We start from the raw sequence: 15,266 nt of genomic DNA, 5'->3' as shown, positions 1-15,266 counted from the left end.
CTTTCTACTGTCGACATGTTACACATCAGTTGATCAGGGTAGAAGATGATTATTTTGAAGAAAAAGGGGCGTTTCGATTGTTTGATTTCATTATGGTGTTGTTTTTGTTATCCATCATTGGTTTTTTGCTTGGGTTGGTGAAACCAGGTATTGTGCGAATGGAGTCACGGGGGAGAGTGCTGAAAGTTGGCGGGCTTACGGTTATTGGCTTGTTTATTGTAGCGATGATTGCAGCGCCTGCCGTGCCAGAAGAAGAGCAAGCGGCCGAAGAGGAGAAGCAAGCAGAAGAAGCCGCAGCAGAAGTGGATGAGGAGAAAGAGAAACAAAAAGAAGCGGAACAAGAGGCGAAAGAAGAAAAAGAGGCGGCGGAAGCACAGGCGAAAAAGGAAGAGGAAGAGCGTAAAGCGAAAGAAGAGGAAGAACGGAAGAAAGCGGAAGAGGAAAAGAAACGGAAAGAAGAGGAAGCCGCAAAAAAAGCAGCGGAGGAAAAAGCGAAAAAAGAACAAGAACGAAAAGAAGCCGAGGCCAATCAACCGAGAAACCTGGCCAGTCAAGCGGCAGCAAAGCACTTTGGCGAAGAGATGATTGATGAGATCACATACAATAAAGACAATCAGTTTTTGCTTATCCGCGCACAGGGAAGCGACAATCTGACGACAAACATGATTAGAACAGGGATGTGGATCGACACCGCGAGTGTCCTGGAAGACTTAGATGGCGTCGAAGGCATTGATACAATTACCTTTAATATCCAATTTCCAATGGTCGATCAATACGGAGCCGAATCACTCGATATAGTCATGAAGTTATCGTTTGATAAGGAAACCCGTGACAGAATCAATTGGAACAATTTCTTGCACGATAACATTCCGAACATTTCTCAGGACTATTGGGAGCATCCCGCTTTTCGAAACTAAAGGCAGGAAACACAAGGCAGCGCAGGCCGACGGACGGTCTGCACTGCTTTTTTAGTTAGTATAACATCGTTCGGTACAGCGCCCAGGCACCATCAGCCTTGGGAGAAGTGTGGGGGACGGAGGGGGAACAAGGAAGGAGTTACGTGAAAGGAAGTCATCACTCGGGTGGTAGCGTGCTCTCAGAGGAGGGAAGTCGAGAAAGGAGGTCATCATCCGAGCCGATGCGTGCCCTCGGAGGAAGAGTCGCGAGCAAGGAAGTCACCATTCGAACCGTTGCGTGCCCACAGAGGAAGAATCGCCACTAAGGAGGTCACCATCCGAACCGTTGCGTGCCCACAGGGGAGGAGTCGCGAGCACGGAGGTCACCATCCGAACCGTTGCGTGCCCACAGGGGAGGAGTCGCGAGCAAGGAGGTCATCATCCGAACCGTTGCGTGCCCACAGGGGAGGAGTCGCAAGCAAGGAGGTCATCATCCGAACCGTTGCGTGCCCACAGGGGAGGAGTCGCGAGCACGGAGGTCACCATCCAAGTCCCAGCGTGCCTTCCCGAGAGTACCACCTCTAGTTTGGTCACGATTCCCGCCGCGGAAACAGCCCGCGCCATGATCCATAGCCCCCATCCCCACGGCGGATTACCTACCCTCTCCGATCCTGTGCGCGGCCGCTTCCCCCGATTGCAGCGGCTCTCATTCTCGCGACAGGCGGGCGTCTTGTACGACGACATCCTCGTTCACTCGTTGTTCCCTGATAACTACCGCTTCCCCGGGTCCATAAGGGCAAACAGGATGCCTAGCGCCAAATAAATACCGCTCGTAAGGTTTCGATTCATTTTTCCACTGATGAGTCCGTGCTTCGTGAGCCAGTTCCCCGCTGTGCCTGCCAGTAAGGCATAGATGCTGTCGGTCACGATACCGAGGAGGATCAGCATCATTCCGAGAAAGAGGGTCTGCTCCCAGATCCCGCCTTGGGACGCATCGACAAATTGAGGAACGAAGGCGAGAAAGAATAAGGCGGTTTTCGGGTTCAACGCAGCAACGATCGCCCCTTGGGTAAAAATACGCGATAGCCGCTCGCGAGGTGCTGTAACGGCGGTAGCTGCTTCCTCTTTGCTGAAGAAGCGACTGATTCCTAAATAGACCAAATAAGCAGCGCCAACATATTTTACAAGGTGGAATGCAATCTCCGAAGACGCAAGGATAGCAGTCAATCCGAGTGCAGCAGCTACTGCTAAAAGAGCACTTCCAAAGGCATTCCCCAAGACAGAAGCCATCCCGGCTTGGCGGCCTTGGTCGACACTTCGGGCAATAACGTATAATACAGAAGGACCCGGAATGGTCAGAAGAGTCAACGCAGCGATGATAAATAATCCAAAGCTTTGCAAGTCGAGCATTTTTTCTCTCCTTTCTTACGGTGAAACGACTATTCCTTTTCTACTACTATACACGTAAACATCCAGCCTGTAAGGGAAGGATTGTGGGATAGGTGACAGCTAGGAATGAGTGAAAAGTTTCTATGAAAATCATACGCACCTATGGTTAAATATAAGAGATGCCAATAATTAAGACGAGCTAGGAGGAGGCTTTCTTTGGAAAGTATTACAGCACTTTGGACATGGTTCAAGTATTTGGTATTAGGGTTAGTGCAAGGGATCACAGAGCCCATCCCTATTTCTTCAAGTGGACACCTTATCATTTTTCGCGAACTTTTCGGTATTGAAGCGAGAGGGCTGTCTTTTGAAATCTTTGTGAACTTCGCTTCTCTTCTGGCTGTTCTCCTTATATACCGGAAAGACATATATCGTCTTATGGTCAATAGCTTTCGTTTTCTTACGACGAGGGAAGAAGCTGGAAAAAGTGACTTTCAATTCATTGTGTATCTTATTATAGCCACGATCCCTGTGGGAGTGATAGGTGTCTTTTTCGGAGATGTCATTGGAGAGGCCTTGAGCAGTACGAAGACTGTTGGTGTTACGCTATTGATCACGGCCGTTGCTATTTGGATCATCCGGAACAAGAGAGGACAGAAACATGATGGAGCATTAACAACGAAAGACGCCGTGATTGTCGGGCTTGCTCAAGCAGTGGCTGTGACCCCGGGAATCAGCCGGTCCGGTGCTTCGATCGTTGGAGCGATGCTTGTTGGGATGAATCAGGAAACCGCTCTTCGGTTTGCGTTTCTATTATACATACCCGTTAGTCTGGGAACGGGGGTGCTGGAGATACCTGTCATCCTCCAGGATCCAGGTTTTCGTGAATTGATGACCCCTTATATCATCGCATTTATCGCCAGCTTCATTGCCACCTACTTTGCATTGAAATGGTTAATGAATATTATGGAAAAAGGCAACCTCAAGTACTTTTCGTATTATTGTGTGATCGTTGGGATTCTTGTTCTTTTGTTTTTATAACATGAAAAAGAAAGGCCTCGTATCTCTTTCCTAAGAAATACGGGGCTTCTCTATGTAATAAATCATCATGTCGCCTCATTTTTCCCTTTGTTCGGGCTCTCCTAGTAACGCTCGCTTTGCCTTTGGTCTGCTGTCTTTATCCCCCAATACATACAGCGTATCTCCTTTTTCAATGACAGAAGAGCCGGTGGGGGTGATTAATTTCTTGTTCCTCGTAATTCCTATAATCAACGTATCATCCGGTAACGTTAAATCCAGTAACGAGGTATGGATGGCAGGGGACCTTTTTGGAATGGTTATCTTCATAATCTCAGAGTCTGTGTTTCCGAGATTGATCAATTCGATGCTCGCACGGCTGTCGTCTTCTTCCTCTGTCAGTCCTAACTTTTCGGCAAGCCACGATAGCGTACTGCCTTGAACTAACGCAGAGATTAAAACAACGAAAAAGACCGTGTTAAAGATCAAGTTATGACTTTCTACCCCTTCCACAATGGGATACGTAGCTAAAACAATGGGTACTGCGCCTTTCAAGCCCGCCCAGGAAATAAATAGTTTTTCGTTAAGGTTGTATTTCATAAATATCATGCAGAGAAACACAGCAATAGGACGTGCGATAAACATTAAGATGATGGCGATTAAAATACCTTCCCAGACAATACTTGGCAATTGCTGAGGGAACACAAGCAGTCCAAGCAAGGTAAACATAATAATTTGCATCATCCAGGCGAACCCTTCATTAAACCGTAAGATGGCAAATCGGTGAGTGAGATCATTATTTCCCACAAATACGGCCATGACATACACAGAGAGTAAGCCGCTTCCGCCCAAATAATCCGTCACCGCATAGGTGAAAATCGCTGCGCCTAAGGCAAGAATAGGATACAAGCTGGACGTGTCCATTTTAATATGATTGATCACGTAAACAGAGATTTTTCCTAAAAGCAGTCCCAGGATGAGCCCAAGCCCCATCTGTTGAAAAAAGCTGCCGATGGCATTCCAGACGGACATTTCCGGCATTTGAATCATCGCGATGAATGTCACCGTCAAAAAGACAGCCATGGGATCATTCGAACCAGACTCCGCTTCCAATGTAGCGGTCAATCGTTTGTTGAAATTCTTATTTCCTAACACGGAGAAGACCGCCGCTGCATCTGTGGAACCGATAATCGCGCCTAACAGTAACCCCTCGAGCCAGGAGAAATCGAGAATATAGACGGCAGCCGCGCCCGTCACGAAGGTTGTAATTAACACGCCGATTGTGGCGAGAATCCCTGCAGGGCCAAGGATAGGGCGCATCTTCTCCCATTTCGTTTGCGTTCCTCCGTCGAATAGGATAATAATTAACGCTAAGGTACCAATGAATTGCGCAAGTTGCACGTCCTCAAAGTAGATAAATTGGTTAAGGACCATGCCACCAAGGAGGAAAAGGATCAGAGCGGGAAGCCCTAAACGTGAAGAAAATTTTGTAGCCAACACACCAGTAATTAACATAACAGAAAGTAAGAACAATAAAGCACCGATGAGTTCCATGTGAACAATCCTTCCCTAACATGTCGTTGCGTCGTTTTCACTCGTATGTTCCACTTTTTAAAAAGTATTATTTTTATATGACAGGTGACGTGAAGCGTGGTTCGCGTGATATGTAGTCTATCGTATAATACCATTAATAAATGTATCATTAAGAGGCTGAATCGAGCAATGGATAGACGCTGAAAGCAAATCACTTTCATCAATAAAAGAAGGGGAGGGGACAAGAGTGGGGAACAAACGGTTAGCAATCCTGACAACTTTCTATTTACTCTCTGTTTTATTTCCGTGGGACGACCCTTTGCCTTTCTCCATGTTGGACGATGATTCTTCTTATCAAAATGCTTTCCGTGGAGAGAACAATGATGTCCTGTTGCCCCAGCCACTTGAGCACGTACATAAAATAGATAGCTTTCCGATCGAGCAGCCCCTGCCTGAAGACATCCCTGTTCCCTGGACATGTGGAATCGCAATAAGTCTGTTGCGAAAGAAAATTTTTCTTATGCCTCGTAAATACCAATCCACCTTTTTTGATGTACCTGCCTCAATTCCACATGTACATGAAAAAAAGGAGGATATCGATGAATTCGAAACATTCGAATCACAGCCCTGTTAAAGAGGCGGGGAAGGGATGTATACTAGGGATTGTTTTAATGATAGTTGGTTTCAGCATTGCTCATTTCGTGTTAGGTATGGAGTTTTTCCCACGATAATGTTCGCACACCGTCCGATCTCCGGGCGGTGTTTTTTTTGTAAAAGATATAACGATGGGGTGCTGGGACAAAAAGCTTCAGGAAACACTAGTTCGAGAGCGCCTCTCTCTACTGATCGGCCGGTCCTCGACGGTATTCCAATGCTTGTCACCGATAGGCGGTCGCCGTACGCGTTTCTTCTGTTTGTTACATTTTAACCTTCCATCTAAACAAACGAAGTCCTTTTACCGATATAAAAAAAGTGTGGTATGACAACATGAAGGAGGACAGACAGATGGGAGATGCCGATGTCGTATACAGAGTGCTTCAAATTGGGGCGGCCGTGCTCGTTATTTTATCATTTATTACGTTACGGAAAGGCAGAGAGATCGCACGACGCTACAAGCGGTACGGAAAGCCGATGCAGCAGAAAGAAGCGAAACTGCCTCATCGTTTTACAGAGGAAAGTGTGATGCAAGCGGCGAGAAAATACGCGCGCAAACGAGGGCATGTCCTTGCGTTTGACACGGATATTTTGCTGGAACACCCTTACTTGCTTTCGAATATCGCAAAAGTATCAAAAATCAATATGCTGATCAGTCAGCAAGTTCGCTATGAGCTCGATAAATGGAAAGACAGTGACTCCGAGCTAAACCAAAAAGCACGCGTCGTGTTAAAACAAATTGCAAATTTACATAAAGAAGGCCGCGTTGAGCTAGTTCGCTTTGATAAAGCGTACACCGCTCAAGTGGGATTACGTCCGGAAGTGAAAGATGACATTATTATTAGTTCTTATATGGAAAAAGCAGAACACGGGATGGGCGTGGTGTTCGTCTCGAACGATAACAATGCGCGGACGACCGCACGCACGACCGACTTAATTGCACTTGAACTTGACTGGAACAGCAACAAACGAGGAGCATCCAGTCCAGTCGTTCGGCCGGGGTATACGTATAAGCTCATTAGCGTCATTTGTTTTTCTCTCGTGGTCGGTTTTATATCCGGCGCGGTATATCTTGACACCGACGTGCGGGCAGGCGCCTCATCCGGGAGTAAAGAAGACGCTGGTTTTTCGGAAGACAAACCGACCTATGTCGATGGTGAATTTAATTATCTGGTCCGCGATCAATACAACCAAGTCTATGAAGGAAAAAAAGCAGGTGACTGGGGAGGCGTGGCATTGATCGATAGGCATACGTACTCTACTGGAGGAATGAGTCTCGTGTTTGCCGGCTGGAGCGACAATATCAAAGATAAACACAATCAACTGATGTACCGGATGGTTCTCGCAAATGGCGTTGAGAAAGAACAAGACAGAGGATCGTATGACGAATACCGGCCAGACTCAGGCATTTCCATGGCAAGCATCGATACGAACATCACGTTTGAAGGCGTGAATTACTCGGAACGTGCGATGTTTTATTTAACCGCTGATGAAATCGAACAGCTCGAGGGCGCGACGATACAGATTGTGCACAAAGTAAAAGGAGACATCATCACAGAAATGCCGCTCGACGTCCGAGTGATCGAGCCGGCAGAAGAGACGGAGGCATCCGAATGACTGTTGTAAACTGGATCGTTCTAACGTTGTACATCCTTATCCCGAGCGCTATTTGTTTTGGAGTGATCATTGGGATATGGAAACTGATCACATTTTTCGTGTGGAAATTTCAGCAGTTTATGAAACGTAACGACGGCCTCGACTATGTCGAACGCCAAGATCAAGGCCGGCGTCCGCGGCAAAACAAATCACGACCCCGTAGCTTGAAAGAGGAATTCGAGGATGGCATTCCGATCGGGGCTAAGACCACCCATTTTACCGGGAATGTCGACCCGAAAACCGGGAAAGTGGTCAACGGCAAGTACAGCGAGCAAGAAGTGTCCATGACGCCGGAGGAAATTAGAAAGCTCTCGGAAAAGCTAAGAAGACAGAGTCGATAACAGGAGAATCCGATCGGTGGACCTGCGCCCTTGGAGAAGTCTCGCGCATAGAGGTTTCCCTGCGTTTTGATCCACCCGGATTTGGATCAATTCTTCTAGTTATGGTTGATGGGAACTGTCCCGGAAGTTGCTGGTAGTATTTTACCCACGTGATGATAGTGCTTCGTTACGGTTCAGCTATACCTGAAGTTCCTTTGTGGGTTTCCCCTCCATCCATACTTTGGAGAAGGTCGTTTGATCAGTGATGGATGATCTTCGTACCGTCTCATGGACTTCCTCTTCTATAGCAGACTTATCCGTCCTATCTAAGCTCAAGAGTGTGCTGTCGATCCCTTCAGATATCAACATCTAGTAAGGGATCTATTTCTAAAAACGTACACATTCGCCCTCCCCCGATATCTATAAACGGGTAACGAGGTGTGGTATAATACAGGCGTATATGTATAACTACACTCACATTTGAAAGAGGTTAAGCTTAGCTTATGACACTTCTGATATTGTACCTGTTCTTAGCATTAGGTATATCATTTCTTTGTTCTGTCCTAGAAGCTGTTTTACTTTCCACCACTCCTTCGTTTATCAACGTAAAAGCGAAAAGTGGAAATAAACGTGCCACTCTTTTAAGGAATCTCAAGAAAGACGTAGATCGTCCCCTCTCCGCCATTTTAACGCTTAATACGATAGCCCATACGGTTGGCGCCGCAGGAGTCGGTGCACAGGCAACGAAAGTATTTGGTGAAGCGTATTTTGGTGTAATTTCGGCGGTACTTACCATTCTTATCCTTGTCTTTTCAGAAATCATTCCAAAGACGCTAGGTGCCAATTACTGGAAAAAACTAGCACTAGCAGCTGCTCAAATCATTCAGTACCTGGTATATATCACCTATCCTTTTGTCATCATTTCTGAACTTATTACAAAAGTGATTTCAAGCTCCGATGCTCAAGCAACGACAACAAGCAGAGAGGAATTATCTGTGTTGGCAAATGTAGGGACTGAAGAGGGTGTTTTCGAGGAAAGTGAGAATAAAATCATTCAAGGTACGATGAAACTAAAGACCGGTAAGATTAGTGAGGCGATGACCCATCGTACCGATATTGTTGCCCTTCCTACGGACGCCACGCTTCATGAGGTGATCACCGTAGTCACCGATGAAAAATTTTCAAGACTGCCGGTCTACGAGGAAACTATCGATAATATTGTCGGAATCCTACATGCCAAAGATCTCATTCAGTATTTAAGTGGTGTGGAAAATAAAGATAATTTTAATGTGATGGATTTCTGCAGAACGCCATATGTGGCTCCTTCGTTCAAAACAATGGCTGAGGTATTTAAGGATTTTCAGCAAAACAACATTCATATTGGAATCGTTATTGATGAATTAGGAGGAACCGATGGAATTATTACTCTCGAAGACTTACTTGAGGAAATTGTAGGGGAGATTTTCGATGAGTATGATGAAGTGGTTAATGAGATTGTAAAGCTTGATACGAACACATTCTATGTGAACGGAAGTATCGATCTTGATGAGGTAGTAGACTATTTCAATATCGATCTCCCGATTGAAGAATATGAAACGTTAAGTGGGTTTATGATCAGTCAAATTGGACGTATTCCTGATTTCGGGGATAACGACTCCATTAAGTATGCAGGATGGACATTTAAGATTGAGGAAGTCGATGGGCGAATGATTTCAAAGGTGAAAGTATATAAAAATGAGGCTGAGACAGAGGCTTCGACATCGCTGGGTCAATAAGTGACGGACTTGCCTAAAAATGTGGATGACCAGCGAACCTAAGCGTTACTGCTGTCAGACTCTTTCTGTAGATACGGTGAAATAAGAAAGAGACGTCGATGGAAGAAATTGCGGAAAGCTGATCTACGGCATAAGAAAGCCGTGTGATCAGCTTTTTTTGTTTGGTCTTAGAAGAAGGGGGCGCGGCTATGTGAAGAAAAGTACCCTCACAGGGTGGGATCAACGCTGAGCGGTAAAGCTGGGAGGAGAAAGGTGCCCTCTGGGGTAGGATCACTGCTGAGCCTGTCACGGAAGCAAGGGAAAGCTGCCCGTATTGCGATGGATTGAAGGATGGAGGTAAGGCAAGAGGTCCGAAGTTGCCCAACTGGAAGGGGAGAATAGCTGGGAGGTAACGCAGAAGGAAGAAAGGTTACCACGCGGATAAGAGCAAGTGCTGGTAGGTCACGGAAGCAGGGGAAAGTTGCCCCTAACCGGATGGGGAGAAGCACGGAGGTAAGGCAAGGATTCCGAAGTTGCCCGAACGGAATGGATGGATAGCTGGGAGGTAACGCAGAGGGAAGAAAGGTTACCACGCGGGTAAGAGCAAGTGCTGGTAGGTCACGGAAGCAGGGGAAAGTTGCCCATAATCGGATGGGGTGAAGTACGGAGGTAAGGCAAGAGGTCCGAAGTTGCCCGAACGGAAGGAGTAAGCAGCTCGGAGGTAACGCTGTGAGCTGAAAGGTTCCCTCATAAGGTGGGACCAACACTAACAGGTAAAGCAGAAGCATGAATAGTGACCACGTTAGTAAAAAACAATACGAAGACGTCACGCTAGCACATGAATGATGACCAAAAAATAGTTAGCTATGGAAGGAAGTCACGCTAACGCTGGCAAGGTTCCCGAAAAAGTACACAACATAGAAAAAGGGTGCGCATACGACAGAGATAACCGTAAAAGTGTTGTGATATCAGCATTCTCGCCTTTAATGATTATCGGTCTTGGTCCACAAAGATTCAATGACCTCACTAAATGATCTCAGGACATCCTTGTCCTCATTTTTCTTCAAGTATAGGAGAGACGTTTTAAATGTTATTTTCTGGTTGGTCAGTGGAATAGGGATAAGCTCTCCATTTTGGAGTTCTTTTTTTATTAAGTTGCTCGAAAGCAAGCCGTAGCCTGTCCCTTTTAATACGGCCCGTTTAATGGCTTCTTCACTGCCAATTTCTATCACTTTTCCCGGTGAAAAGTTAGCTTGTTCGAAATACCGTTGAATCGCTGATTGAAAATTGACTCCCACCTTATATCTGATAAAAGGAAGTGTAGTTAAGAGATGCTCCAATTGATCCGGATCGAATACATGCTTGGCGATGACCAGCAACAGTTCCTCTTCATCAAGGGTAATATTCGTTATCCCATTTTTTGAGACTTCCCCAGCAATAATCCCTACATCATACGTATTGTTTTCAATCCCCTTTACTACTTCGTCACTGTTACATGAAATTAAATTAATGTGGACGTCGGGGAAGGATGTGAGAAATTCTGATACAATAGTTGGGAAATAATAGGTGCAGTAATATTCGGGGGCAGCTACCTTCAGGTAACCATGCGGCTTTTCCAGTCCTTGAAGGGCAGACTCCATCTCATCTATCGTCGCAAAAATGTCATCGGTGTATTTTTTTAATAGTTTTCCAGCAGGGGTCAGGTGGTTTTTTCTACCAACTCGAAAGATCAATAATTGATTTAATTCCTTTTCGAGCGATTGAATTTGTGCCGTCACGGTCGGCTGGGTGAAATTCAGTTGTTCCGCTGCCTTCGTAAAATTCAGGCACTCTGCTACGACTTGAAATGTTTTTAAGTTTCTCAATTCCATTCCTAACACCCCCATTTTCCCTCTCTTTCTTATTTTAGCATATTTCCGTACATGCCCATGGAACGTATTGAAATATTCTATGGATACGATCACTAATAACAATTTCTCATGGAAGCGTTGTCATGGTACTTTTACATACAGAGAAGACAAGGACTGCTCGTGAAGAGCGTTTTTTCAAAAAATTATTTTATCAAAAAAAGAAAGAGGCGACGATAATGGTGAAGTATAAACAAGATCCGACTTTTTCCCAACCGCGTTTTAGCGGAATTAGTACATTTATGAGACTGCCTCACGTGCAAACGTTAGAGGATGTGGACGTGGCGGTGGTTGGTGTTCCTTTTGATACGGGACAGACCTTCCGTACCGGGGCGAGACTTGGACCACAATCGATTCGTAATTTCTCCTCGCTCGTTCGTTGTTCGTCTAATTATCATAAAATCAATATATTTGATTACGTTTCCGCAGTTGACTACGGCGACGTCCCAGTTGTTCCAGGATTTATCCAAGATACGTATAAAAATATGGTGGATGTCCTTGCTCCGATGTATGAGAAAGGAATCGTTCCGATTGTGATGGGCGGCGATCATTCCGTTGCATTAGGGGAGCTTCGCGCAGCAGCGAAACATTATGGTCCCGTGTCCTTGCTTCTTTTTGATTCTCATACAGATACGGTGGACAGTTATTTCGGCCAAAAGTTCACACACGGCACTCCATTTAGACGTGCGGTAGATGAAGGACTCATTGATCCGCATAAATCGATGTTAGTTGGTATGAGAGGACCGCTCAACAATATCGATGAGTACGACGAAGCAAGAGACATGGGATTTGACGTGATTACGACGGATGAATTGTTGGATATGGGGGTTCCTGCTCTTATTTCTAAGATTAAAGAGACATTGAAAGAGGAACGTGTCTTCCTTTCGTTTGACGTCGATTTCATTGATCCTGCTTTTGCACCGGGTACCGGGACTCCGGAAGTGAATGGGGTGTACCCGAGAGAAGCATTTCAAATTCTGCGCCAATTAAGCGATCTTGAATTGATTGGACTTGATGTGGTGGAAGTGCTCCCGGCCTATGATCAAGGAGAGATTACATCAGCATTAGCCGCAAATATTATGTTTGAAATGATGTGTTTAGTCGCCTTAAACAAAAAAGCCAAACAGTCATGAAGAAGGATACCCGGCGAGCGAATAGAAGAGCTGCGCTTGCCGGGTTTTTTGTAAAATGACACTCTGACGATGAAAGGCAGATGATCTCGTTGATCTTGTGTACTACCGAAGACGTGGAAAGTTATCGAAGTGAGATAAAGAAAGAAACCGCGGATGCAGAAGTCTTCTTAGGAAAAATCAACTCCTTAACAGAGGAAGAGAAAGAGAAAATAGAAATTATTATTTCATACGGAAATTATGACGATCGATTGCTAGAAAAAGATGTAAAGTCACTTCCGAACTTACGCTGGATACAAATCATAAGTTCAGGGGTCGACCAATTGCCTCTCGAGTATTTAAAAAGAAGTAACATTCTTGTCACGACGGTGAAAGGGATTCACCGTATACCGATAAGTGAATATGTGATGGCGATGATTCTTTATTTCTCGAAAAAAATTCCAGAGTTTTATGAAAGAAAGCAACAGAAGCATTGGGATGCGTCCATTATGCTCCATGAGTTGCATGGCAAGACGATCGGGATATGGGGAACCGGTCATATCGGCCGGGAAGTCGCAGCGAAATCGAAAGCATTCGGCATGAAAACAGTAGGTGTGAACAGAAGTGGGAATCAAGTGGAACACTTTGACGACATTTATACGATCGAACAGTTGCAAGAGGTAGTAGGAACGTTTGACTATATTTGCTCTGTTTTGCCTTCCAACCCTGGGACGAGGGGGATCGTTACGAGTCACTTGATAGAGAAAATGAAAGATGACGTTGTTTTTGTCAATGTGGGCCGCGGAGACTTGATCGTGGAAGAAGATTTCATAGAAGCGCTAAAAAGGAAAAAAATAAGCGGAGCTGCCTTGGATGTTTTCCACCGGGAACCATTAGAGGAGAATCATCCATTTTGGGAACTTGACAATGTCGTTATCACGCCGCATGCTTCCGCTCACTCCGAGATGTACGCGCGTCGTGCGCTTCAAATTTTCTACCAAAATTTCAAATTATTCAAGCAGCAGTCCTACACAGAGATGATAAATAGGGTGTAGAGGAAAAGGGTGTTGTCGCATATCCTTGCTGCCCCTCTGGGAGAATGCAATCCGTCACACGAAGAGACCAAAAAGGATTTGTGCCTGTTTCTATTATCCATTGAAAACGCTTACGAATGGCGGATCGGCTAGAGGTATGGGTGTCCTTTATAACATGATTTTATTTAAGGAAAAGAGGGAGTTAGATGGAAAATAATGCTTTGGATAATGTGCAGGAAGAGTCAAAGACACCTCAAAAGCTTAATTATGCGAAGTTTTTTATGTTATCAGCCCTTGGTATATTTCTATTTATTGTACCGGTCCCGTACCAAGGAGCTTTTACGATACCGATTGGGATTGTAGCTGATTGGGTGGCTGTGCTCACGGCACCTTTCTTATTACAGTTCGTAGTGGTCTACATTACGTTTTCATCGGCTGTCACTGTTATCCATAAAATGTTTCCCATAAAATATATTTATCGAAACAGCTTTTTAAGTAATATTTTTGATGTTACCCCGTTTTGGCTGATAGCCAGAATCTTAGGAGCCGTTTTTGCATTATGTGCCTATTTTCAAATAGGGCCTGCGTTTATATGGGACCCTAATACGGGTGGTCTGATGCTTCATGATCTCTTGACTGTGTTAACGTATTGGTTTTTCCTGTGCCTTATCGCGCTTCCGATTCTCATCAATTTTGGAGCGATGGAATTCGTTGGAATTCTCATCCGAAAGTTTATGAAGCCTTTGTTTACACTGCCGGGAAGGTCCTCTTTAGATGCGATGGCATCATTCGTTGGAAACGGACCTGTCGGTGTAATAATTACTAGTAAACAGTACGATGAAGGGTACTACACGGGGAGAGAATCGGCCGTTATCGCCACTTGCTTCTCCATCGTGTCGATTGCCTTTGCTTTAATTGTGGCGCAGGTTACCGGGATCGATCATTTATTTGTCCCATTCTATTTTACGATTATCATTGCATCCTTTGTGGCGGCCGTTATTTGTCCGAGAATACCTCCTCTGTCCAGGATAAAAGATGAGTACAATCCACAAGTAGGAAAACAAATAAAAGAAGACATTCCAGGAGATGTATCCCGCCTGCAATGGGCATTACGGGTAGGTGCAGAGAAAGCGACGAATGCGAGAAATTACGGACAAATGTTGAAGGATACGCTAAAAGATGTATTTGAGTTATATATGAACATCATGCCTGTCGTGATGGCTATCGGAACGGTAGCTCTCGTGGTGGCGGAGTATACCTCTATCATGTACTATATCTCTTATCCATTTTATTACCTGTTGCAATGGATGCAAGTTCCAGATGCAGAAGGGTTAGCACCCGTAATGATTGCTGGATTTTTCGATCAATTTCTCCCTGCGATCATAGGGTCTGGGTTAGATAGTGAGATGGCTCGGTTTATCGCTGCCTGTATTTCTGTGACGCCTCTCATTTATTTATCAGAAACAGCTATCATTATTTTGAAATCAAAAATCCCTCTGAATCTAGTAGATCTCATCGTTATCTACTTTGAAAGAATTATTATTACTTTGCCGATTATCGTGATAATGGCCCATCTTATTTATTAAGCAGCTTCCTTTTTTAAACACCGAAAAGTTAGAAATATCTAGCTTTTGGGTGTTTTTTATTTACTCCTATTTTTTTCGTAGAAACTGCAATCCGAAGTAACAGCAATGTCAGCAAAGTTTGGACAGCAGCAATGGAAGGAAGAGGAAGTTTCGCAGAGATTCGAAGTTGCTTGCCTAAACGGAGAGAGAGGACAGCTTGGAGGTAACGCTGCGAGCTGAAAGGTTCCCTCGTAGGTGGGATTACTGCTGAGCGGTCACGGAAGCAAGGGAAAGTTGCCCGTATTGCGAGGGAATGATAGATGGGGGGAACGCAAGAGGACCGAAGTTGCCCGAACGGAAGGAGTAAGCAGCTCGGAGGTAACGCTGTGAGCTGAAAGGTTCCCTCATAAGGTGGGACCAACACTAACAGGTAAA

Annotated in this window: 13 protein-coding genes; 9 read left to right on the top strand and 4 right to left on the bottom strand. The window is 45.1% G+C overall.

Annotation, left to right across the window (positions count from 1 at the left end):
* The first annotated feature begins 77 nt into the window (after positions 1–77).
* Positions 78–917, top strand: a complete 840-nt coding sequence (locus BM095_RS16520; protein ID WP_218151614.1) for a hypothetical protein — start codon at positions 78–80, stop codon at positions 915–917.
* Positions 918–1,386: 469 nt separating this feature from the next.
* Here BM095_RS16520 and BM095_RS16515 read toward each other — a convergent pair whose 3' ends face one another.
* Together BM095_RS16515 and BM095_RS06450 are read right to left on the bottom strand one after the other, a co-directional pair.
* Positions 1,387–1,527: a hypothetical protein gene (locus tag BM095_RS16515; protein WP_177194723.1), complete on the bottom strand. Its 141-nt coding sequence runs from the start codon at positions 1,525–1,527 to the stop codon at positions 1,387–1,389.
* Between the two features lie 140 nt (positions 1,528–1,667).
* Complete coding sequence (locus BM095_RS06450; protein ID WP_091659112.1) at positions 1,668–2,306, bottom strand: LysE family translocator; 639 nt, start codon at positions 2,304–2,306, stop codon at positions 1,668–1,670.
* 204 nt (positions 2,307–2,510) lie between these two features.
* Between BM095_RS06450 and BM095_RS06445 the strand changes: the two genes are divergently transcribed.
* Positions 2,511–3,323, top strand: a complete 813-nt coding sequence (locus BM095_RS06445) for an undecaprenyl-diphosphate phosphatase (protein WP_245757846.1) — start codon at positions 2,511–2,513, stop codon at positions 3,321–3,323.
* 75 nt (positions 3,324–3,398) lie between these two features.
* Here BM095_RS06445 and BM095_RS06440 read toward each other — a convergent pair whose 3' ends face one another.
* Positions 3,399–4,853: a potassium/proton antiporter gene (locus BM095_RS06440; protein ID WP_091659107.1), complete on the bottom strand. Its 1,455-nt coding sequence runs from the start codon at positions 4,851–4,853 to the stop codon at positions 3,399–3,401.
* Between the two features lie 226 nt (positions 4,854–5,079).
* Here BM095_RS06440 and BM095_RS06435 point away from each other — a divergent pair, with 226 nt between their 5' ends.
* From BM095_RS06435 to BM095_RS06420, 4 genes are all read left to right on the top strand, one after another.
* Positions 5,080–5,466, top strand: a complete 387-nt coding sequence (locus BM095_RS06435) for a hypothetical protein (RefSeq protein ID WP_091659104.1) — start codon at positions 5,080–5,082, stop codon at positions 5,464–5,466.
* 371 nt (positions 5,467–5,837) lie between these two features.
* On the top strand, positions 5,838–7,103 hold the full coding sequence (locus BM095_RS06430) for a PIN domain-containing protein (protein ID WP_177194722.1): 1,266 nt from the start codon (positions 5,838–5,840) through the stop codon (positions 7,101–7,103).
* The gene (locus tag BM095_RS06425) at positions 7,100–7,483 is read left to right on the top strand and encodes a hypothetical protein (RefSeq protein ID WP_091659098.1); all 384 of its coding nucleotides are present in this window, start codon (positions 7,100–7,102) and stop codon (positions 7,481–7,483) included. The genes BM095_RS06430 and BM095_RS06425 overlap by 4 nt, the downstream gene beginning before the upstream one ends.
* A gap of 482 nt (positions 7,484–7,965) precedes the next feature.
* Positions 7,966–9,237, top strand: coding sequence for a hemolysin family protein (locus tag BM095_RS06420; protein WP_091659096.1), 1,272 nt, complete (start codon positions 7,966–7,968; stop codon positions 9,235–9,237).
* Between the two features lie 962 nt (positions 9,238–10,199).
* Here the strand turns inward: BM095_RS06420 and BM095_RS06415 are convergent.
* Positions 10,200–11,087, bottom strand: a complete 888-nt coding sequence (locus tag BM095_RS06415) for a LysR family transcriptional regulator (RefSeq protein WP_091659824.1) — start codon at positions 11,085–11,087, stop codon at positions 10,200–10,202.
* A gap of 215 nt (positions 11,088–11,302) precedes the next feature.
* Between BM095_RS06415 and speB the strand changes: the two genes are divergently transcribed.
* The 3 genes from speB (at position 11,303) to BM095_RS06400 (ending at position 14,852) form a co-directional block, all read left to right on the top strand.
* Complete coding sequence (gene speB, locus BM095_RS06410) at positions 11,303–12,256, top strand: agmatinase (protein WP_091659821.1); 954 nt, start codon at positions 11,303–11,305, stop codon at positions 12,254–12,256.
* An 80-nt stretch (positions 12,257–12,336) separates the two neighbouring features.
* A complete protein-coding gene (locus BM095_RS06405) occupies positions 12,337–13,287 on the top strand; it encodes a D-2-hydroxyacid dehydrogenase (RefSeq protein ID WP_091659093.1) in 951 nt (316 codons plus the stop codon).
* A gap of 185 nt (positions 13,288–13,472) precedes the next feature.
* Positions 13,473–14,852: a YjiH family protein gene (locus BM095_RS06400; protein ID WP_091659090.1), complete on the top strand. Its 1,380-nt coding sequence runs from the start codon at positions 13,473–13,475 to the stop codon at positions 14,850–14,852.
* Positions 14,853–15,266: the final 414 nt, after the last annotated feature.

The organism is Alteribacillus iranensis (assembly GCF_900113025.1).
Classification (GTDB): domain Bacteria; phylum Bacillota; class Bacilli; order Bacillales; family Marinococcaceae; genus Alteribacillus_A; species Alteribacillus_A iranensis.
The sequence above is the reverse complement of the archived record's forward strand: the minus strand, read 5'-3'. Positions and strand labels throughout refer to the sequence as shown.